Raw genomic sequence first — 19312 nt, 5'->3', positions numbered from 1 at the left:
TCACCTGTATCAAGTTATTGCAGGAATGGCACTGCACCTGCGCGCCACTGTCTTATTCAGTGTCGATCTACACATCTTGCATCGATGCTCGCCAGCGCCGCTGTTCGGGCACTCCAGCGGTCCAGGAGGCCGCCATGTCCTATCGAATCCTGTTGATCACCCTGCTGGGGCTGATGACTTCGGCCTGTGCCCCGTACCATGACCGCGGAGGCTATTACCGTTCGGACTACTATTCTACCGACCGCTATGTGGCGCCGGGGTATTACCGCCATGACCGGTACTATGTGGCGCCTGCGCCGCGCTACTACTATCAGCCTGCTCCCCGCTACTACAATCGGTCGGCCCCTGTGCCCCATTACCGGCCCTATTCGCGGCCGGGGATGAACCAGTGGCATGGCAACCCGCGCCATGACTATGGCAATCGCCAGCGGCAAGACTACCGGCAGGACCGGGATCGCCATGACTATCGCAATGGCAGCCAGCGTTACCGGCAGGGCGATCGGCACTCCAATCGGCAGGTGGACGACCGCGGTCGCTGGGACGGGCGGCGCGGGCAGGGGCGAGGAGGAAACTGGCAGCGCTAGCTGAGCGGAGGCGGGGGCTGAAAAGAAGCCCCCGGATCAGCAAGCTAACCCACATCCGCCAATGGGTGCCGCCCTTCCCACGTCTTGGCAAAATGCGCCTCGACTACCGCCGCCGGCACTTGCGCCACATCAGGCCAGTGCCAGCGCGGCTGGTTGTCTTTGTCCTGCAGGCGAGCGCGCACGCCTTCACTGAATTCAGGGTGGCGGCAACAGTTCAAGCTCATGCTGTATTCCATCTGGAACACTTGCGCCAACGACAGGTACCGCGCCCGGCGGATCTGCTCCCAGACCAGATGCGCCGTCAGCGGGCAACCCTCGTGCAGGCGTTGGCCGGCATCTGCCAGCAATGGGTCGTCATGCCGCTTGAGCCTTTCCAGTGCGCGCCAGGCTGAGGCAGCATCAGCCACGTCGAGTAACTGATCGATCTCATGCCGTCGCGGCAGCCACTGGGCATCCGGCAGCTCGGCCCAGGCACGATGCTGTTCGGCCTTGAGCAGGCTGTTCAGTTGTATGGCAGTCTGCTCCTGCCAGTTGAGTTGCAGTAACTCCTCGATCAAGGCCTCTTGCTGGTGCTCGCCCAGGAAACGGTCAGCCAGGCCCAGGTCAAGGGCATCGCGGGCGTTGATTGGCGCACCTGTCAGGCCGAAGAACAAACCCAGCTTGCCCGGCAGCCGGGCCAGGAACCAACTGGCGCCTACGTCAGGGTACAGGCCGATGCTGATTTCCGGCATGGCCAGCCGGCTGCTGGGGGTCACGATGCGTACATTGGCGCCTTGCAGCAGCCCCATGCCGCCACCCAGCACATGCCCATGCCCCCAGCACAGTAACGGCTTGGGGTAGGTGTGCAGGGCAAAGTCCAGGCGGTATTCGGCGGCGAAGAAGGAGGCCGCCAGCGGCGGAACGCTACCGGGGTGGTCGCGGCAGGCTTGCGCCAGCGCACGTACATCGCCGCCTGCGCAAAAGGCTTTTGCCCCGTTGCCGCGCAGCAGCACGCAGACGATACCCGGGTCGCGGGCCCAGGCATGCAGCTGTTCGCCCAGCACCTCGATCATCGGCAGGTTCAGGGCATTGAGCGCCTTGGGCGCATCCAGTGTGGCGATGCCGATGCGGGCGCCATCGACGCCGGTGAGTACCTCGCAGTGAATGGTCATGGACTACCTCTCGCAAGTCATCGCTCAAGTATGGCTTGCCTGGCCGATCATGCCGGTCGTCGGTCGGATCGTTTGACAAGCGCGAAGGGCTTACCTAGTGTCGCGCCATTGTTTATGGAAGGCCCCATGACTGACGACGATCGCATCAAACTCGAACCCAGCTGGAAGGCCGCATTGCGCGGTGAATTCGACCAGCCTTACATGCATCAACTGCGCGAGTTCCTGCGTGGCGAGTACGCTGCCGGCAAGGAGATCTACCCGCCAGGGCCGCTGATCTTCAATGCGCTCAACTCGACGCCGCTGGACCAGGTGAAGGTGGTCATCCTCGGTCAGGACCCGTATCACGGGCCGGGGCAGGCACATGGCTTGTGCTTCTCGGTGCAACCGGGTGTGGCCACACCGCCGTCGCTGGTCAATATCTACAAGGAATTGCAGCGCGACCTGAACATCCCGATCCCCAGCCACGGCTACCTCCAGAGCTGGGCGGAACAAGGCGTTCTATTGCTCAACACGACCATGACCGTCGAGCGCGCCAATGCCGCGTCGCATGCCAAGAAAGGCTGGGAATTGTTTACCGACCGGGTCATCCAGGTGGTCAGTGAGCAATGCCCGAACGTGGTATTCCTGCTATGGGGGGCTCATGCGCAGAGCAAGCAGAAGCTGATCGACGGTACCAAGCACCTGGTATTGAAGTCGGTCCATCCTTCACCGCTGTCGGCGTATCGCGGGTTCATCGGTTGCGGGCATTTCAGTCGTGCCAACAGCTTCCTCGAGCAGCGGGGGCTCGGGCCCATCAACTGGGCACTGCCCCCACTGTGAGAAACCGCGGGTGGGGTACGCAATCGCTCAGGGCGTCATGCTGATGCGCGGCTCGCTGCGCTGGCCAATTGCAATACCCCGCTCATGGTTCTGGCGCACATACTCCACCAAGGCTTCCAGGTCGGAAATGCCGGTGTCCTGACGTCGCCTTCCTTCTTTGAACGTGGCCAAGCCACCGCCACCATCGGCCAGGAACAGGTTGCTGACTACGCGATAATGGGTCAACGGCTCAAGGGGTTTGCCGTGCAGACGTACACTCCCGTCGACCACACGGCTGCCGACAGGCCGTGAACCGTCCCATTCATAATGGAAACCCTTCGATACCTGCAGCGGGTTGAAACTGCCCCTGTTCCATTGAAGGTTGAGCAGTTCGGTAATCTGCCTGCCTGTCAATTCCTGAACTACCAGAGGGTTATTGAACGGTTGTACGGCGAATAATTGTTCGTAGGTCAGGTCGCTATCGGCAGGCTGGATAAGATCACTGCGCAGCCCACCCAGGTTGAGAAAGGCAATCTGTGGCTGAAACGCTTGGGTCATGGCCAATTGGGCATCCGTGACCAGGTTTCCCAAGGTTGTTTCACCGGCGGCATTTTCTTCGCGGTCAAGTTCTGCCGTCGAGATGCGTCCTATGGGTTCGAGCAGTTTTTCCCCGGACCGCTGACGCACTTCCTCCAGCAAACTCGTCAACTTGGCATTTGGCAGGTAGTTCTGTGGGTCAGCAGGAATATTACGGGCGGTGATGTTCGTGACGTGATGGGTGCCTGGCGTCACCTGCAACTTCAACTGAGTCAGGAAGTGGCCGTACTTGCCAGCCTGAGTGATGCTCAGGTCACCCACCTTGCATTGATAGCTGGCATGCGAGTGACCGCTGATGACGGCATCTACCGCAGGATCCAGCCGCTTCGCCACGTCGACGATCGCACCACCTAGCTGGCTGCAATCCTGTGTGTCGAACGGCTCGGCGGTATCCCCTCCTTGGTGCATGACCGCAATGATTGCATTGACACCTTTGGCTTTGAGCTCCGGAATCACGTCATTGATGGCTTGCGCTTCATCTGTGGCTTTGAGCCCTGCGAATGCTCTGGCCGAAACCACTTTTTCCATGTTGCGCGGTACTGCACCGACGAACGCTATCTTGACCCCTTTTACCTGCTCAATGTGATAGGCCGGTAGCAAGCGCTTGCCCGTAGTGGTATCGATCAGGTTGGACGCTATGTAAGGGAAGCCACTTCCTGGATAGTTGCCGCGAAACTTGCATGCCTTTTCAGGGCGCGTTGACTCGCATCCTCCGTGGATCTGTCGAAGAAACTCGGCCTTGCCTGCATCCAGTTCGTGGTTCCCGGATGCGCTGACGATCATGCCCATCGCGTTCAAGGCCTCAAGCACAGGCTCGTCAGCCCAGAGCGCAGAAATGGCGGGGCTGCCCCCTATCAAGTCGCCAGCGCCGATGAACAGCAGATCGGGGTCCTGCGTTCGCAGTTCATCGAGCATGGCGCCGAGTGTGGCGATGCCGCCGTAGGTCAGGCGGGTAGCGCCTTGCGCGCCGGCGTAGTCTTGGGGGTTGGGTTCCAGGTAGCCGTGAAGATCATTGATAGCCACGACGTTGATCTGGACGGGGGCAGGTGACTCTGCGGCAAGACTGACTGCGCTGATGGCAAGGCATGCCCAGGCAATAGCCGAGCGACAGTTGCAAGAAAGACGGACTTTCATCATTACCTCTTGAATGCCGGGAAGTGTGGGTTTGCTGCCGATCAGGGCAGCAATCCGACTCTATTCACCCGGGCATTGGGCAAGTGGTAACTATCTATCTTCAGGGAGCTTGCAGCTTGAATGCCTGTTGTCCCACCACCGGAAAAGCGGTTCTGCGAGAAACAACACCAAAATCAGGCGCATCACCTGCAGCGCCGTCACCAGCGGCACCGACAATTGCAACGTTTCGGCCGTGAGGCTCATTTCGGCGATCCCGCCAGGCATCATCCCCAGTGTCAGTGAGCGCAAGTCCAGTGCAGTCATCATGCTCAGCAGCCACGCGGCACTGGCGGCAATCGCCATGCACAATGCCGTAGCCATCAAGGTGCGCCCCAGGAACGACGGTGCGCGGCGGAAGAACGCGCGGTTGAAGTGGCAGGCCAGGCCGCTGCCGATGAGCCACTGGCCGATCTGGCTGGCGCCATTGGGCAGGGCGATCTGCAGGTTGCCGGCCAGGCTGACCGTAGCCGCTACCAGCAATGGCCCGAACAGCCATGGGTTGGGCTGGCGCAAGCGCTGCCAAAGCAAGGCAACGGCAACGCCCAAGGGCGCAATCAGTGCCAGCCAGCCCCAGCTCACGCTACCGGTGTGGTTCAGTGGTACCCCGTCACCCAGCAAGAACTTGAACAGCGCCGGCACGCACAGCACCACTGCCAGCACACGCAAGCTCTGCGCTGCTACCACCTGGCTGAGTACCGCGCCATTGCGCGCCCCAAGGTTGACCATTTCTCCCGAACCGCCTGGCATGCTGGCAAAGAACGCGGTGGCACGGTCTTCGCCGGCTCGCCGCAGCAGCCATACGCTGATCACGCTGGACAGGGTGGTGAACAACGCGCCGAAGAGGATCAGCGCGAAATGGCTGGCCACTTGCTCGATCACCGCTGGCGTGAAGTGCAGGCCAATACCGATGCCGATGATCCACTGCCCGCACTTGCGGCCGTTGGGGATTTCCGAAAGTTGCCAGGGCGTCAGGCAGCGCACCAGGATGATCGCCAGCAATGAACCGACCATCCATGGCAAAGGCCAGCCGACCTTGCTGGCGGCAAAACCGCCAGCAAGGCCGACCAGCCCGGTCGCGACGAACCATGGCAACGACCGATCAGGCATCGGCCAAGGCCCGGCGCTGCAGGCTGCGTTTGCGCCAGATGCGCAGCAGCGGCAGGGCGAGCATTGCCACAACCAGCGCCCAGATGCCCATGCTGATTGGGCTCGACCAGAGGATGCCCAGTTCACCGTTGGAGATCGACAGCGCCCGGCGCAGGTTCTGCTCCATCAGCCCGCCGAGGATGAAGCCCAGCAGAATCGGCGACAGAGGGAAGTCCAGCTTGCGCATGATGTAGCCCATGATGCCGATGCCGACCATGAGGAACAGGTCGAAGGTAGTGGCATGCACGGCGTACACGCCGATCGCGGTGATGATGGCGATCACCGGCACCAGCGCCCAGTTTGGCACGGCGAGGATACGGGTGAAGATGCGGATCATCGGGATGTTGAGGACCACCAGCATGATGTTGGCGACGAACAGCGAGGCAATCAGGCCCCAGACGATATCTGGCTGCTGCTCGAACAGCAGTGGGCCAGGGGTGATGTTGTACAGGGTCAGGGCGCCGATCATCACCGCCGTGGTGCCGGAGCCGGGTACGCCCAAGGTCAGCATCGGTACCAGGGCGCCACAGCAGGACGCACCAATGGCAGTTTCCGGCGCTGCCAGGCCACGGGCATCGCCCTTGCCGAACTTGCCGCTTTCACCCGCCAGGCGCTTCTCGGTCATGTAGGCCACGGCGCTGGCCAGCGTTGCGCCGGCGCCGGGTAGAACACCCATGATGAAACCGAGCAGGCCGCAACGGATGTTGACCAGGAACACCGAGGCCGCTTCCTTGAAGTTGAACAGCATGCGGCCGGTAGCCTTGACTGCCTGGTGACCATGGTGGGTCTTTTCCAGCAGCAGGAGGATTTCGCTGATGGAGAACAGGCCCAGCACGAGCACCACGAACTGAATGCCGTCGGCCAGGTGCACGCTGTCACCGGTGAAACGGTACACGCCGCTGTTGGCGTCGATGCCGACCGCCGACAGGAACAGGCCGATGAGTGCGGCAATGAAGGTTTTCAGTGGTTTGTCACCGGCCATGCCACCCAGCGCGACGATGGCGAACACCATCAGCACAAAGTACTCCGCGGGGCCGAAGGCGATGGCCCATTTCGCCAGCAGCGGGGCGAACAGCACCATGCCGCAGGTGGCGATGAAGGCGCCGATGAACGAACTCCAGGCCGACAGCGACAGGGCAACACCGGCCAGGCCCTGACGGGCCATCGGGTAACCATCGAGGGTGGTCATGACGGTCGAGGCTTCGCCCGGGATGTTCAGCAGGATCGAGCTGATACGCCCGCCATATTCACAGCCCAGGTACACCGCGGCCAGCAGGATCAGCGCCGATTCCGGCGGCAGCCCGAGGGCAAAGGCGATGGGAATCAGCAGGGCTACGCCGTTGATCGGGCCCAGGCCCGGCAGCAGGCCGACCACGGTACCGATCAGGGTGCCGGAGAGGGCGGTGACCAGGTTGTAGGGGGACAGGGCAATGCCGAAGCCCTGGCCCAGGTAGCTCAAGGTATCCATGTGTCAGTTCTCCAGTACGCTCAGCAGGCCAAGGGGCAGGGGCACGTCCATCACGCGGTCGAACAGCCAGTAGAGGAAAATGCTCATGCCGACCACCACGATGGCGCTGCGCAGTCCGCGGCCACCGTACAGCCGGGCCATGGGCAGGCCGACCAGGACAGCGCTGAGGATGAAACCGAGGGCTTCGAAGGTGGCGGCGAAGACGAGCAGCAGGCCGACACAGGCGGTGATCTTGATCAGGGTCTCGCGATCCAGTTCTGGTTCGTCATCCTTGCGCACGATGGGCGTTGGGCGGAACACCAGGTACAGCAGGCCCAGCCCCATCAGGCCGAGCACCAGCAGCGGGTAGGCGCGCGGGCCCACCGGTTCATAGGAAAATGCAGCCTGGTAGGGCCAGGCCATGACGGCCAGGGCGGCACACACCGCCAGCAGGGCCAGTGCGAAAATGCGTTGAAGGATCATTGGGGAATCCTCGTTGGGATTGCTCAAGTGAAATGCAAATCCTGTGGGAGCGGCCTTGTGTCGCGATCGGGCGCGAAGCGGCCGCCAAACCTGCCGATGCGATCTGTCCGAAGCATCGTATCGGCTGTACCAGGGGCCGCTTCGCGCCCGATCGCGACACAAGGCCGCTCCCACAGGGGTGGTGTTACTGGATCAGGCCGAATTCCTTGGCCAGTGCCTTGTAGTCAGCCACTTGCTTCTTCACATAGCCGTCCAGCTCTTCGCCGGTCATGGCGAACGGGAACAGCTCGCGCTGGTCTCGCAGCTTGGCGAAGTCCTCTGAGGCCAGCATCTTGTCGAACGAGGCCTTCCACCAGGCGTAGTCCTCGGCGCTCACCTTTGGCCCCAGGTAGAAACCACGCACCACCGGCCAGACGATGTCGTAGCCCTGCTCCTTGGCCGTCGGGATGTCTTTCATTTCCGGCTCGTCCAGGCGGTTTTCCGAGAACACTGCGAGGAGGCGCATGTTGCCGCTCTGGATGTGCGGCATGGAGTCGGAAATGTCGGTAGAGCCGACCTGGATGTGACCACCCAGCAGTGCCGTGGCGATTTCGCCACCGCCTTCCAGGGCCACGTAGCGCAGGTCGCGCGGGTTGATGCCTGCGGCCTTGGCGATCAACGCGGTCTGCATCCAGTCCTGGCTGCCGACGGTACCGCCGGAACCGATCACGACCTTGCTCGGATCTTTCTTCAGCGCTGCGACCAGGTCATCAAGGGTCTTGTAGGGCGAGTCGCTCTTCACCGCGATGGCACCGTAGCTGGTGCCGACGGCAGCCAGCCATTTCACCGCATTCTCGTCGAAACGGCCGAACTTGCCCTGGGCCAGGTTAAGCAGCGAGCCGCTGGACCAGGCCACCAGCGTGCCGGCGTCTGCCGGGCGCTGGGCGACCACGGCGTTGTAGGCTACCGCGCCGACACCGCCGGGCATGTAGGTGACGCGCATTGGCTTGCTGAGGATCTTTTCTTGCACCAGTGCGCTTTGCACCAGCTTGCAGGTCAGGTCAAAGCCACCACCGGGTGAGGCGGGTGCGATGCATTCGGGGCGTTTCGGTTCTGCAGCGAGGGCGTTGCCGGCCAACAGCAGGCAGCCGGTAGCGAGGACGAGGCGGCGCAGTGAAAAGGTCATCGTCGATCTCCGTGAGCGTTGTTGTTATCGGATTACCGCTATGGGGTTACCACAGCGCCACGCTGTAGCTGACCAACAGCCTCACTTCATCCGCGTCACGGGCGAAGTTGGAGCGGAAGGTAGCGTTGCGCAGGCGCACGGCGACGTTCTTCAACGGGCCGCTTTGTACCACGTACTTCAGTTCGGTGTTGCGTTCCCACTCTTTGCCTTCGCCACCGGCAGCCCGGCTGACGTTGTCACCGCTGACGTAACGGGTCATGAAGGTCAGGCCCGGTACGCCGAGTGCGGCGAAGTTGTAGTCGTAGCGCGCCTGCCAGGAGCGTTCGTCGGCACCGGCGAAGTCGTTGATCTGGACGAAGTTGACCAGGTACGGGTTGGCGCCATCCACATACGGGAAGGCGCTTTCGCCAGACAGCTGCTGCCAGGCAGCGCTGACCTTGTGCCCGCCCAGGGCATAGCTGAGCATGCCGTTGAAGGTGGTGTTGTCGATGTTGCCGGCCTTGGCGGCGCCAGCGTCGTCACTCATGGCAAGGCGCAGGTCGGCACCCAAGGTGCCCGGGCCCCAGGGTTGGGTGGCGACCATGCCGATGAAGTGCTGGCGGTAAATATCGTCGAGCTGGGCGAAGTGGTAGCTGCCGGTGATGCGGTCGGTGAACTGGTAGTCGAGCCCGCCCAGAGCCAGGTTGTCAGCGCTGAAAGTGCCACCGAAGCGGCCGTTCTTGTTGTTCAGCGTCAGGTCTTCCCAGTTGGTGTCGTTGCGGTCCTTGGCTTTGTCTATGCGGCCACCGGTGAAGGTCAGGCCCTTGATCTCCTTGGAGGTGAGCAGGCCACCCTCGAAGGTTTGCGGCAGGATACGCCCATCGTTGGGCTGCAGCGTCGGCAGGTCGGGGATCAGGGAGCCGATCTTGAGTTCAGTCTGGGAGATCTTCACCTTGCCGGTCAGGCCCAGCTTGGAGTACTCGTCGGCAGCCTTGCCGTCATCGTGGGTCGGCAGCAGGCCGCTGTTGGCACGGTCCGGGCTGGAGTCGAGCTTGATGCCGAGCATGCCCAATGCGTCCAGGCCAAAGCCCACGGTGCCATCGGTGTAGCCAGACTCGAAATTGAGCATGAAGCCCTGGGCCCATTCATCGCGCTTGGATTGCTGCGCGCTGGTGCCGTCGCGGAAGTCGCGATTGAAGTACATGTTGCGGGTTTCGAAGGTGGCCGTGCTGTCTTCAAAGAAGGCGGCCTGGCTCATCGGGGCGACACCGGCAAGCGCGAGGGCGCTGGCGATGGCCGAAGGGCGTGCGATAAAGGAACGGGTAGGCGCGAACGCCTGCGGCTGCGATGACAGCATCGTCGATGACTCCGTTTATTGTTCTTATTCGTCGCACCTTGCTGGTGCTTTTTTCGGCGCGAAGGGCGACCGTGGTGCGATGCTAGGCAACGAACCTTTCGCTAACCTTTCAGCGTGAAAGGTTTGTCACGAGGGGCTTCACAGGCGTGGTGACAGCGGTACACTCCGCGCCACCGTCCCACCCGAGCAGGGAGAATCCGATGCGTGTACTGCTGGTCGAAGACCACCTGCAACTGGCCGAAAGCGTGGCCCAGGCCTTGAAAAGCCATGGTCTGACCGTAGATGTGCTGCATGACGGCGTGGCGGCCGACCTGGCGTTGGCCAGTGAGGAATACGCTGTGGCAGTGCTGGATGTCGGCCTGCCGCGCATGGACGGCTTTGAGGTGCTGGCGCGTCTGCGAGGACGTGGCAAGACTTTGCCGGTGCTGATGCTGACTGCGCGCAGCGACGTCAAGGACCGGGTCCATGGCCTGAACCTGGGCGCCGACGATTATCTGGCCAAGCCGTTTGAGCTGACCGAGCTGGAAGCGCGGGTCAAGGCCTTGCTGCGTCGTAGTGTGCTCGGTGGCGAGCGCCAGCAACGCTGTGGGCCGTTGGTGTATGACCTGGACACCCGGCGCTTCACCCTCGGTGACGACAACCTGGCGCTGACTTCGCGCGAGCAGAGTGTGCTGGAAGCGCTGATCGCTCGTCCGGGCCGGGTGATGAGCAAGGAGCAGCTGGCTGCCCAGGTGTTTGGCCTGGACGAAGAAGCCAGCCCTGACGCCATCGAAATCTACATTCACCGGCTGCGCAAGAAGCTCGACGGGCACCCTGTGGCCATCGTCACTTTCCGCGGTCTGGGCTATTTGCTCGAGCACCGCGATGCGTGACAACGGCAGCCTGCGCGGGCGCTTGCTGGGTAATTTGGCACTGTTGCTGGTGGTGCTGATGCTGGCCAGCGGCCTTAGCGCCTACTGGAATGGCCGCGAGGCCGCCGACACCGCCTACGACCGCACCCTGCTGGCTTCGGCGAGGACCATCGCCGCGGGCCTGTCGCAGCGTGATGGTTCGTTGAGCGCGGATGTGCCTTACGTGGCGCTGGACACATTCGCCTATGACAGTGCGGGGCGCATTTACTATCAGGTGCTGGATATCAAGCAAAGGCTGATTTCTGGCTACGAGAACCTGCCGCCACCGCCGCCTGGCACGCCGCGCACCGATGACTATCCGGCATTGGCGCGTTTCTACAACGCCAGTTACCTTGGCCAGGACGTTCGTGTGGTCAGCCTGCTTAAGCCGGTAAGCGAGCCGAACATGAACGGCATGGCAGAAATCCGCGTAGCCGAAACCGAGGAAGCGCGGGTGCGTATGGCCCGAGGGTTGATGGCCGATACCCTGCTGCGTCTGGGCATGCTGGCACTGGCGGCGTTGGTGATGGTGTGGTTTGCCGTGAGCGCCGCGTTGCGGCCTTTGGAGCGCCTGCGCACAGCGGTGGAAGAACGCCAGCCGGACGACTTGCGAGCGTTGCCGGTGGTACAGGTACAGCGTGAACTGAGCCCGTTGGTGCGCGCCTTGAACCACTTTACCGAGCGCTTGCGCGGCCAGTTCGAGCGCCAGGCGCAGTTCATTGCCGACGCGGCCCACGAACTGCGTACGCCGCTGGCGGCATTGAAGGCGCGGGTCGAGCTGGGCTTGCGCTCGGCCGAGCCGCAGGAGTGGCGGCAGACCTTGGAGTCTGCAGCCCAGGGTACCGACAGGCTGACCCATCTGGCCAACCAGCTGTTATCGTTGGCGCGAGTCGAGAATGGCGCACGGGCAATCGCTGAAGGCGGTGCGCAGCGTCTTGACTTGAGCCAGTTGGCCCGCGAGCTGGGCATGGCCATGGCGCCTTTGGCGCACAAGCGCGGGGTGGCGCTGGCGCTGGAGGCCGAGGCGCCGGTATGGCTGAAAGGGGAGCCGACGTTGCTCAACGAGTTGTTGAGCAACCTGGTGGACAATGCCTTGGCGCATACGCCAGCGGGTGGCAATGTGATTTTGCGGGTAATGGCGCCGGCAGTGCTGGAAGTGGAAGACGACGGGCCAGGTATTCCCGAGGCCGAGCGCGAACGGGTGTTCGAGCGCTTCTACCGGCGAAGTGCGCAGGGCAGTGGATTAGGGCTGGCGATCGTTGGCGAGATCTGTCGGGCGCACCTGGCTCAGGTGAGCCTGCATGATGGCGAGAAGGGCGGGTTGCGGGTACGGGTGAGTTTTATAGCGGATTGATGGCTTGCCTGTGTCGGCCCTTTCGCGGGCTCACCTGCGAAAGGGCCCTGGCAGGCTGTTACAGCTCAGCGCAACATGCTCCGCGCCTCTAGCAGTTCATCGACCTCCAGCTCGGTGCCAAACGGCAGCCCCAGATGGCGGTAAGCCGGTAGCGCAGCCAATGGCCGGTGGCGCCCGCGCTGGCTGATGCAGCGGGCGATCTGCACGATGTCGATGTAATCGATCTTGTCCGTCTGGCGGTCCAGGTCATGAACCTGGCTTGGCAGGTGGACCAACTGCTCCGGAAACTCCCAGGCCTTGAGGATCTTGTCCCCCAGCACCGGCTGGAGTTGCTCGATCACGTAATGCAGGCAAACCGGGTCGGACAACAGTTCGTTGTGCTCTTCGGCATAGATGAGTACCGGCAGCGCGCCAATCTGGTTGACCAGCCCACCCAAGGTGGCCTGGTCAGGCTTGAGGGGTGTAAAGCGGCGGCAGATTTCGTAGCTGATGCCCGCCACTTCCAGGCTACTGGCCCAGATATCGCGCAGTTTCTGCTCGACTGCGGACGAGCGGGCATGGAAAATCTGCTCGATCACCAGGCCGATGGCCAGGTTGCAGCTGTAGTTGATGCCTAGCCGCGTGATGGCGGTATGCAGGTCGGTAACCTCGACCGCAGCACGCAGCAGTGGGCTGTTGACGACCTTGATCAGGCGTGCTGAAAGGGCCGCGTCGCGACCGATCACCTTGCTCAGGGCCGCTACGCTGATCTCGCTGTCTTCCGCTGCTTCGCGGATGCTCAAGGCAACCTCGGGCAGGGTTGGCAGGACCAGGTCATCCTTTTCGATGGCGTCGAGCAATTGTGCTTGAACCAACTCGGCCAGCTTGTTCATGGGCATGTCTACCGCAGTGGTGGTGCGGCCCCGCCACAAGGGTGGGGCAGGCTGGTCAGCGCTGGATTTCCCGGTCGCGGTCCAGTTCGTAAGGCAGGGTCAGTACCTGCAGGCGCGGGCCTTCGAGGCTGCCCAGGTGCAGGTTGCCGTCTTCCACCGCCTCGGCGCTGAGCACCGCGAGCAGTTCGCAGCCCGCGCCGTTGCCGGCAGCAATGACCACTTCACCGACCGACGAACCATGGGTGGGCGAGAAAATCTCGGCGCCCGGGGCCGGAATGGCCTGCTGGTCCAGTGCCAGGCGGTACTGGCGGCGTTTGAGTTTGCCCAGGTACTGCATGCGGGCGACGATTTCCTGGCCGGTGTAGCAGCCTTTCTTGAAGCTGACGCCGTCGACAGCCTGCAGGTTGATCATCTGCGGAATGAACAGCTCACGGGTCGGGCCCATGACCTGGCCGATACCTGCGCGAATCTGCCCCAGCAGCCAGTCGTTGATACTGCCTTCGGGCAGCGCTGCGGCAAGGGCCTGGCGTACAGGCTCGGCTTCAGCTGCCGGCACCCACAGTTCAACCCGGCCAGCGGATGCGGTGATGGCGATCAGCCTATCATGGCGCACGGTGCTACCGGCGGCTGCGGGCACGACAAGCCCCAGCGCCTGCAGTGCAGAGTCGCCACCTTGCAGGCCGAAGCGTACCCATGCTGTGCTTTCGTCGGTCAGCGTGGCCTTGGAGAACACGGCGTACTTTTTCAGGTCGGCCAGTTGTGCGTCGAGCAGTTCGCTGGCCATGGCCAGCAGGTAGCCGTTGCCTTCGGGCACTATACGGAAGCTCGACTGCATGCGTCCCTTGACCATGCAGCGGGCGCCGAGGCTGGCGTATTCCTGGCTGAGGTAGTTGATGTTGCAGGTCAGCTGGCCTTGCAGGAACTTGCCTGCATCGGAGCCGCGGACGGCGAGGATGCCCTCGTGGGACAGGGGGCAGAAGAAAGCGGAATCGGCCATGGGTCATCGCGGTGGCTAAAGACTGGCGGCCATCATAGAACGCCGGTAACAAAATAGGTAGGTGACTAGACCAACGCCCGGTGTCGCTTCGCGCGCCTGGCTGTATACTGGCGGCCCATTCGAGGAGGGCCCCATGGTCGAACAAACTGAACTCAACCGGCTTTTCTGGCACAGCCGCCGCGGCATGCTGGAACTGGACGTACTGCTGGTGCCTTTCACCCAGGAAGTCTACCCCACCCTCAATGAGACCGACCGTGAACTGTACGTGCGTCTCTTGAGCTGCGAGGATCAGGACATGTTCGGCTGGTTCATGGAGCGCACCGAGTCCGAAGACCCGGAACTGCAGCGCATGGTCCGCATCATTCTGGACCGTGTCCAGCCCAAGTGAGTGCTTCGAGTGCCGCTGGCAAGGCTCGCGCCTGCTGCTGGCGGTCTACCTGGCTTGTCAGGTTCTGGCGTGGCTTGCCGTGTGGGCGAGCCCGCTGCCCGGGTGGTTGGCCTTATCGGTTGTCGCCGCCTGCTCGGCCCACGCTTGCTGGGCCATTCCCCGACGTATTCTGCTGACCCATGACCATGCTGTTGTCGGCCTGCGCCGTGATGTGCGGGGCTGGCAGGTGCTCAGCCGTGCCCGTGGCTGGCAGCGGGTTCGGTTGTGCCGGGACAGCGTGGCGTTGCCACGGCTGGTGGTTTTGCGCTTTGAGCGGGTGGGGCGTTGGCTGGGGCAAAGCCAGTGCATACCTCAGGATGCGCTAGGAGCTGACGAGCATCGGCGCTTGCGGGTGCGGTTGAAGTTCAGCCGGCGGCGCTGGGCCGAGGTGAGCCGGGCATAGATCAAGACCGGGTCAGCTTCTTCGCGGGCTCGCCCGCTCCCACAGGTACCGCGCAATGCTGCAAGGCAGTCAAATTCCTGTGGCAGCGGGCGAGCCCACGAAGGCCGCGACGCCGTTTTCAGAGCGGGCTGAGGATGGTGTCCTTGGCCTCGTCCAGCATCCCCGGATAATCCAGTGTGTAATGCAACCCACGGCTTTCCTTGCGCTGCATGGCTGACAGGATCATCAGCTCGGCCACCTGCGCCAGGTTGCGCAGTTCGATCAGGTCACGGCTGACCTTGTAGTTGCTGTAGAACTCGTCGATTTCATCCAGCAGCAGGCGAATGCGGTGCTGGGCCCGCTGCAGGCGCTTGCTGGTGCGTACGATGCCGACGTAGTCCCACATGAAGCGCCGCAGTTCGTCCCAGTTGTGCGCAATGATCACATCCTCGTCCGAGTCGGTCACCTGGCTGGCGTCCCAGCCGGGCAAGGCCTTGGGCAGGGCCACTTGCTCCAGGTGCGCCTGGATGTCGGCAGCGGCGGCGCGACCATAGACAAAACATTCCAGCAGCGAGTTGCTGGCCATGCGGTTGGCGCCGTGCAGGCCGGTGAAACTGGTTTCGCCGATGGCATACAGGCCAGGCACGTCGGTGTGGCCGCAGTCGTCGACCATCACCCCGCCGCAGGTGTAATGCGCCGCAGGCACCACCGGTATCGGCTGACGGGTGATATCGATGCCAAAGGCCAGGCAGCGCTCGTACACCGTGGGGAAGTGGCTCTTGACGAAATCAGCAGGCTTGTGAGTGATGTCCAGGTATACGCAGTCCACGCCCAGGCGCTTCATCTCGTGGTCGATGGCGCGGGCCACGATGTCCCGGGGGGCCAGCTCTTCGCGCGGGTCGAAGCGCGGCATGAAACGTTCGCCGTTGGGCAGGCGCAGCAGGGCGCCTTCGCCGCGCAGGGCTTCGGTGATCAGGAAGCTCTTGGCCTGCGGGTGATACAGGCAGGTGGGGTGGAACTGGTTGAATTCCAGGTTCGCCACCCGGCAGCCGGCCCGCCAGGCCATGGCGATACCGTCGCCGCAGGCACCATCGGGGTTGCTGGTATAGAGGTAGACCTTGGCCGCACCGCCAGTGGCCAGCACGGTGAAGCGCGCGCCGAACGTGTCTACCTCACCGGTGTTGCGGTCGAGCACGTAGGCGCCCAGGCAGCGTTCGCCGGGTAGGCCCAGACGGCGTTCGGTGATCAGGTCGACCGCCACCCGCTGCTCCAGCAGCTGGATGTTCGGGCGCTGGCGAGCCTGTTCCAGCAGCGTCGTGAAAATTGCCGCGCCGGTAGCGTCGGCGGCGTGGATGATGCGCCGGTGGCTATGGCCCCCTTCACGGGTGAGGTGGAACTCGAAGCCACCATCGTCGACGCTGTAGTGCTCATCGCGGGTGAAGGGCACGCCTTGCTCGATCAGCCACTGGATCGCTTCGCGGCTGTGCTCGACGGTAAAGCGCACCGCGTCTTCATGGCACAGCCCGCCGCCAGCATTGAGGGTGTCCTCGACATGCGACTGCACAGTATCGGTATTGTCCAGCACGGCAGCGACGCCGCCCTGGGCCCAGAAGGTCGAGCCATTGGCCAGGTCGCCCTTGCTCAACACGGCAACGCGAAGGTGGTTGGGGAGGTTAAGTGCCAGGCTGAGACCGGCGGCACCGCTGCCGATCACCAGGACATCATGTTGGAATTGTTGGCTCATGTCGGGACACTAGTAATCTTTGGGAGGGGCACGGCACAATGGTCACGCGCGGATGGCATTGTGAAACTATCGTTAAACGTGGTCGGATGCCTTTATAGCAGCCCCAGGTGGCCAATTTCCATGCTGCCTGCCAGGTTGCGATAACCTTTGTGGGAACTTTCCGACATGGCCGGAAATCCTATGAAGGCTGCCCGCACGCCACAATTTGCCGCGGCGACGCAGGGCGGCAGGCCTTTCCGGGCTTTACCCCTGCGTATTTGAAACCTGATTATCGACGTAGCCGGCCGTGACCGCGCCGCGTCTTCCGTGCAAGCCGACCAAGGGCTGCAGGAAACTTGCTTGGAGGGGAGAACTTTTGCGCAAAGCCCGAGTCTATGGTTGCAAGCCTGAACGATGGCTGATGCAACGCTCCTTCGAGTTCACTGAGGAGTGTTCATGCTAACCCAGGAAGAGGATCAGCAGCTTGTCGAGCGCGTGCAGCGCGGCGACAGGCGAGCTTTCGATCTGTTGGTGCTGAAGTATCAGCACAAGATTCTCGGGTTGATCGTGCGGTTTGTCCACGATACCCACGAGGCCCAGGATGTAGCACAGGAAGCCTTCATCAAGGCCTACCGTGCGCTTGGCAACTTCCGCGGCGACAGTGCGTTTTATACGTGGCTGTACCGCATCGCCATCAACACGGCGAAGAACTACCTGGTGTCCCGTGGAAGACGGCCGCCAGACAGTGATGTGAGCTCCGAGGATGCGGAGTTTTACGACGGCGATCATGGCCTCAAGGATCTCGAGTCACCAGAGCGCTCGTTGTTGCGGGATGAAATCGAAGGCACCGTCCATCGCACCATCCAGCAACTGCCCGAAGACCTGCGTACGGCATTGACGCTACGCGAGTTCGACGGGCTGAGTTATGAAGACATTGCCAGTGTCATGCAATGTCCGGTGGGTACCGTGCGCTCTCGAATCTTCCGCGCTCGGGAGGCCATAGATAAAGCCCTGCAGCCGTTGTTGCAGGAAACCTGAGACAGCGGCGACAGCGCCAAGAGAGGAACCGCCATGAGTCGTGAAGCTTTGCAGGAATCGCTGTCCGCGGTGATGGATAACGAAGCGGATGAACTGGAATTGCGTCGGGTGTTGAACGCCGTCGACGAAGCCGAAACCCGTGCCACCTGGTCGCGTTACCAGGTTGCCCGTGCAGCCATGCACAAGGAGCTGCTGCTGCCTAATCTGGATATCGCATCGGCGGTGTCTGCTGCACTGGCCGACGAAGCCGTGCCAGCCAAGGTCAAGAAAGGCCCCTGGCGCAGCATTGGCCGTCTGGCGGTAGCGGCCTCGGTTACCGTGGCGGTGCTGGCTGGTGTACGTATGTACAACCAGGACGAGATCACTGGGGCTGAGCTTGCTGCCCAGCAGCCAGTCCAGCAAGGCCTGAGTGTGCCACAAGCGCAAGGCCCGGCCGTTTTGGCAGGCTATAGTGAGAGCAGTGAGCAACCGACCGGGCCAATGGCCAATGGCGTGCTGCAGAACCAGGCCGGCTGGGATCAGCGTCTGCCAGGCTACCTGCGCCAGCATGCCCAGGAATCTGCGCTCAAGGGCACTGAAACCGCATTGCCGTATGCCCGCGCCGCCAGCCTGGAAAACCGTTAAGTAAGGAGGATCATGCGCGCGCTACCTCTCCTGTCGCTGCTGATTGGCAGCTGCATGACGGTGCCAGCATTGGCGGCCAATTCTTCGCCTGAGGCGAGTGAGTGGCTGAACAAGCTGGCACAGGCCGAGCAAAAACAGAGCTATCAAGGTTCGTTCGTCTACGAACGCAATGGCAGTTTCTCCTCTCACGACATCTGGCACAGGGTCGAGGACGGCAAAGTCAGCGAGCGGCTGTTGCAGCTTGATGGCACCGCCCAGGAAATCGTGCGCGTGGATGGCAAGGTGGAGTGCGTCAGTGGGGCCTTGGCCAGCGGTGTCATGGCGCCGCCGGACACCGCACCGCGTGTGCTTGATCCGCTGAAACTGATGGGCTGGTACGATTTGAGTGTGGCAGGCAAGTCGCGGGTCGCCGGGCGCGATGCCGTGATCATCACGCTCACTCCACGCGATCAGCACCGCTATGCTTTCGAATTGCATCTGGACCGTCACTCGGGCTTGCCGCTGCGTTCGTTGATGCTCAACGACAAGGGGCAGTTGCTGGAACGCTTCCAGATGACCCGTCTCGATATCGATGACATCCCCAGCGACGCAGACCTGCGTCCAGGTGCTGCTTGCAAGCCAGTGCAGCAACTGGCGGCCGGGAGCAATGATAGCGCCGCGGGTTGGCGTTCGGACTGGCTGCCACCCGGTTTCGAGCTGGTCAACAGCTCGGTACGCCGCGATCCCAAGCGCAACAGTTCGGTCAGCAGCCTGATGTACGACGACGGCCTGGCGCGTTTTTCGGTATTCATCGAGCAAGTGAGCGATGATGGCGGCACCGACATGCGCACCCAGTTAGGCCCGACCTCGGCGGTTTCGCGTCGCCTGAATACACCAAAGGGCAAAGTGATGGTGACCGTGGTTGGCGAAATCCCGCTGGGTACGGCAGAGCGCGTCGCCCTGTCGATGCGCCCCCAGGATGCCCAGGCGCGCCAGTAATGGCACGTTTTTGCGGGTTGAGCCAAGGTGGGCGGTCATGCGGCTGAAATGAAATTAAAGCATTGTCATTTGCAATCTATCGGCAAATTTTCTATAGGTCAGGCTTTGAAGAGCCTGGCCTTTTCTGCTTTGTGCAGGGGTCTTTCT

General features: G+C 62.4%; 19 protein-coding genes. 9 read left to right on the top strand and 10 right to left on the bottom strand.

The annotated features are described in order from the left end of the window. The first annotated feature begins 134 nt into the window (after positions 1-134). On the top strand, positions 135-584 hold the full coding sequence (locus tag ACF8EF_RS22220) for a hypothetical protein (protein WP_176682668.1): 450 nt from the start codon (positions 135-137) through the stop codon (positions 582-584). A gap of 44 nt (positions 585-628) precedes the next feature. On the opposite strand, the gene ACF8EF_RS22215 is transcribed toward ACF8EF_RS22220, so the two are convergent. Then, complete coding sequence (locus ACF8EF_RS22215; protein ID WP_392460548.1) at positions 629-1735, bottom strand: enoyl-CoA hydratase/isomerase family protein; 1107 nt, start codon at positions 1733-1735, stop codon at positions 629-631. Positions 1736-1861: 126 nt separating this feature from the next. Between ACF8EF_RS22215 and ung the strand changes: the two genes are divergently transcribed. After that, positions 1862-2554, top strand: coding sequence for a uracil-DNA glycosylase (ung, locus tag ACF8EF_RS22210; RefSeq protein ID WP_176682670.1), 693 nt, complete (start codon positions 1862-1864; stop codon positions 2552-2554). Positions 2555-2581: 27 nt separating this feature from the next. Here the strand turns inward: ung and ACF8EF_RS22205 are convergent, their stop codons facing one another. From ACF8EF_RS22205 to ACF8EF_RS22180, 6 genes are all read right to left on the bottom strand, one after another. Next, positions 2582-4264 (bottom strand): bifunctional metallophosphatase/5'-nucleotidase, encoded by a 1683-nt coding sequence (locus ACF8EF_RS22205; protein WP_392460547.1) that lies wholly within the window; start codon positions 4262-4264, stop codon positions 2582-2584. Between the two features lie 90 nt (positions 4265-4354). After that, positions 4355-5410 (bottom strand): AbrB family transcriptional regulator, encoded by a 1056-nt coding sequence (locus ACF8EF_RS22200; protein WP_392529347.1) that lies wholly within the window; start codon positions 5408-5410, stop codon positions 4355-4357. Continuing rightward, positions 5403-6917 carry a tripartite tricarboxylate transporter permease gene (locus tag ACF8EF_RS22195; RefSeq protein WP_103463003.1) on the bottom strand — a complete coding sequence of 505 codons (1515 nt, stop codon included), beginning with the start codon at positions 6915-6917 and terminating at the stop codon, positions 5403-5405. The genes ACF8EF_RS22200 and ACF8EF_RS22195 overlap by 8 nt, the downstream gene beginning before the upstream one ends. A 3-nt stretch (positions 6918-6920) precedes the next feature. After that, on the bottom strand, positions 6921-7379 hold the full coding sequence (locus ACF8EF_RS22190) for a tripartite tricarboxylate transporter TctB family protein (RefSeq protein ID WP_176682673.1): 459 nt from the start codon (positions 7377-7379) through the stop codon (positions 6921-6923). Positions 7380-7563: 184 nt separating this feature from the next. Continuing rightward, positions 7564-8544, bottom strand: coding sequence for a tripartite tricarboxylate transporter substrate binding protein (locus ACF8EF_RS22185; RefSeq protein WP_176682674.1), 981 nt, complete (start codon positions 8542-8544; stop codon positions 7564-7566). A gap of 46 nt (positions 8545-8590) precedes the next feature. Continuing rightward, complete coding sequence (locus ACF8EF_RS22180) at positions 8591-9880, bottom strand: OprD family porin (protein ID WP_209963769.1); 1290 nt, start codon at positions 9878-9880, stop codon at positions 8591-8593. A 200-nt stretch (positions 9881-10080) separates the two neighbouring features. Between ACF8EF_RS22180 and ACF8EF_RS22175 the strand changes: the two genes are divergently transcribed. Both ACF8EF_RS22175 and ACF8EF_RS22170 read left to right on the top strand, forming a co-directional pair. Beyond that, the gene (locus tag ACF8EF_RS22175) at positions 10081-10752 is read left to right on the top strand and encodes a response regulator (RefSeq protein WP_021785746.1); all 672 of its coding nucleotides are present in this window, start codon (positions 10081-10083) and stop codon (positions 10750-10752) included. After that, positions 10745-12124 (top strand): sensor histidine kinase, encoded by a 1380-nt coding sequence (locus ACF8EF_RS22170; protein WP_392460546.1) that lies wholly within the window; start codon positions 10745-10747, stop codon positions 12122-12124. The genes ACF8EF_RS22175 and ACF8EF_RS22170 overlap by 8 nt, the downstream gene beginning before the upstream one ends. 65 nt (positions 12125-12189) lie before the next feature. Here the strand turns inward: ACF8EF_RS22170 and ACF8EF_RS22165 are convergent, their stop codons facing one another. Together ACF8EF_RS22165 and ACF8EF_RS22160 are read right to left on the bottom strand one after the other, a co-directional pair. Continuing rightward, positions 12190-12996, bottom strand: coding sequence for an HDOD domain-containing protein (locus ACF8EF_RS22165; RefSeq protein WP_176682677.1), 807 nt, complete (start codon positions 12994-12996; stop codon positions 12190-12192). A gap of 55 nt (positions 12997-13051) precedes the next feature. Beyond that, entirely contained in the window at positions 13052-13993 is a 942-nt protein-coding gene (locus tag ACF8EF_RS22160; RefSeq protein WP_176682678.1) for a folate-binding protein YgfZ, read from the bottom strand. Positions 13994-14126: 133 nt separating this feature from the next. Between ACF8EF_RS22160 and ACF8EF_RS22155 the strand changes: the two genes are divergently transcribed. Beyond that, positions 14127-14381: a succinate dehydrogenase assembly factor 2 gene (locus ACF8EF_RS22155; protein ID WP_003252043.1), complete on the top strand. Its 255-nt coding sequence runs from the start codon at positions 14127-14129 to the stop codon at positions 14379-14381. Next, positions 14365-14823 (top strand): protein YgfX, encoded by a 459-nt coding sequence (locus ACF8EF_RS22150; RefSeq protein ID WP_176682679.1) that lies wholly within the window; start codon positions 14365-14367, stop codon positions 14821-14823. The genes ACF8EF_RS22155 and ACF8EF_RS22150 overlap by 17 nt, the downstream gene beginning before the upstream one ends. A 118-nt stretch (positions 14824-14941) precedes the next feature. Here the strand turns inward: ACF8EF_RS22150 and nadB are convergent, their stop codons facing one another. Beyond that, positions 14942-16546: an L-aspartate oxidase gene (nadB, locus tag ACF8EF_RS22145; RefSeq protein ID WP_176682680.1), complete on the bottom strand. Its 1605-nt coding sequence runs from the start codon at positions 16544-16546 to the stop codon at positions 14942-14944. A 435-nt stretch (positions 16547-16981) separates the two neighbouring features. Between nadB and rpoE the strand changes: the two genes are divergently transcribed. Genes rpoE through ACF8EF_RS22130 form a run of 3 tightly spaced genes read left to right on the top strand, consistent with a single transcriptional unit; the run spans position 16982 to position 19165 of the window. Beyond that, positions 16982-17563, top strand: a complete 582-nt coding sequence (rpoE, locus tag ACF8EF_RS22140; RefSeq protein WP_003252049.1) for an RNA polymerase sigma factor RpoE — start codon at positions 16982-16984, stop codon at positions 17561-17563. A gap of 33 nt (positions 17564-17596) precedes the next feature. Continuing rightward, complete coding sequence (locus ACF8EF_RS22135; protein WP_209963777.1) at positions 17597-18187, top strand: sigma-E factor negative regulatory protein; 591 nt, start codon at positions 17597-17599, stop codon at positions 18185-18187. A 12-nt stretch (positions 18188-18199) separates the two neighbouring features. Further along, positions 18200-19165, top strand: coding sequence for a MucB/RseB C-terminal domain-containing protein (locus ACF8EF_RS22130; RefSeq protein ID WP_176682682.1), 966 nt, complete (start codon positions 18200-18202; stop codon positions 19163-19165). Positions 19166-19312 lie beyond the last annotated feature (147 nt).

It is taken from the genome of Pseudomonas sp. zjy_15 (genome assembly GCF_043101865.1).
GTDB classification, from domain to species: Bacteria; Pseudomonadota; Gammaproteobacteria; order Pseudomonadales; family Pseudomonadaceae; genus Aquipseudomonas; species Aquipseudomonas putida_Y.
The sequence above is the reverse complement of the archived record's forward strand: the minus strand, read 5'-3'. Positions and strand labels throughout refer to the sequence as shown.

Excerpts from the sequence above, each read along its gene's own strand:
- ACF8EF_RS22175 (WP_021785746.1), top strand. The coding sequence starts at position 10,081 with ATGCGTGTACTGCTGGTCGAAGACCACCTGCAACTGGCCGAAAGCGTG.
- ACF8EF_RS22215 (WP_392460548.1), bottom strand. The coding sequence starts at position 1,735 with ATGACCATTCACTGCGAGGTACTCACCGGCGTCGATGGCGCCCGCATC.
- ACF8EF_RS22190 (WP_176682673.1), bottom strand. The coding sequence starts at position 7,379 with ATGATCCTTCAACGCATTTTCGCACTGGCCCTGCTGGCGGTGTGTGCC.
- ACF8EF_RS22205 (WP_392460547.1), bottom strand. The coding sequence starts at position 4,264 with ATGAAAGTCCGTCTTTCTTGCAACTGTCGCTCGGCTATTGCCTGGGCA.
- ACF8EF_RS22220 (WP_176682668.1), top strand. The coding sequence starts at position 135 with ATGTCCTATCGAATCCTGTTGATCACCCTGCTGGGGCTGATGACTTCG.
- ACF8EF_RS22170 (WP_392460546.1), top strand. The coding sequence starts at position 10,745 with ATGCGTGACAACGGCAGCCTGCGCGGGCGCTTGCTGGGTAATTTGGCA.
- ACF8EF_RS22160 (WP_176682678.1), bottom strand. The coding sequence starts at position 13,993 with ATGGCCGATTCCGCTTTCTTCTGCCCCCTGTCCCACGAGGGCATCCTC.
- ACF8EF_RS22135 (WP_209963777.1), top strand. The coding sequence starts at position 17,597 with ATGAGTCGTGAAGCTTTGCAGGAATCGCTGTCCGCGGTGATGGATAAC.
- rpoE (WP_003252049.1), top strand. The coding sequence starts at position 16,982 with ATGCTAACCCAGGAAGAGGATCAGCAGCTTGTCGAGCGCGTGCAGCGC.
- ACF8EF_RS22200 (WP_392529347.1), bottom strand. The coding sequence starts at position 5,410 with ATGCCTGATCGGTCGTTGCCATGGTTCGTCGCGACCGGGCTGGTCGGC.
- ACF8EF_RS22195 (WP_103463003.1), bottom strand. The coding sequence starts at position 6,917 with ATGGATACCTTGAGCTACCTGGGCCAGGGCTTCGGCATTGCCCTGTCC.
- ACF8EF_RS22155 (WP_003252043.1), top strand. The coding sequence starts at position 14,127 with ATGGTCGAACAAACTGAACTCAACCGGCTTTTCTGGCACAGCCGCCGC.
- ACF8EF_RS22180 (WP_209963769.1), bottom strand. The coding sequence starts at position 9,880 with ATGCTGTCATCGCAGCCGCAGGCGTTCGCGCCTACCCGTTCCTTTATC.
- ACF8EF_RS22165 (WP_176682677.1), bottom strand. The coding sequence starts at position 12,996 with ATGAACAAGCTGGCCGAGTTGGTTCAAGCACAATTGCTCGACGCCATC.
- nadB (WP_176682680.1), bottom strand. The coding sequence starts at position 16,546 with ATGAGCCAACAATTCCAACATGATGTCCTGGTGATCGGCAGCGGTGCC.
- ACF8EF_RS22130 (WP_176682682.1), top strand. The coding sequence starts at position 18,200 with ATGCGCGCGCTACCTCTCCTGTCGCTGCTGATTGGCAGCTGCATGACG.
- ung (WP_176682670.1), top strand. The coding sequence starts at position 1,862 with ATGACTGACGACGATCGCATCAAACTCGAACCCAGCTGGAAGGCCGCA.
- ACF8EF_RS22185 (WP_176682674.1), bottom strand. The coding sequence starts at position 8,544 with ATGACCTTTTCACTGCGCCGCCTCGTCCTCGCTACCGGCTGCCTGCTG.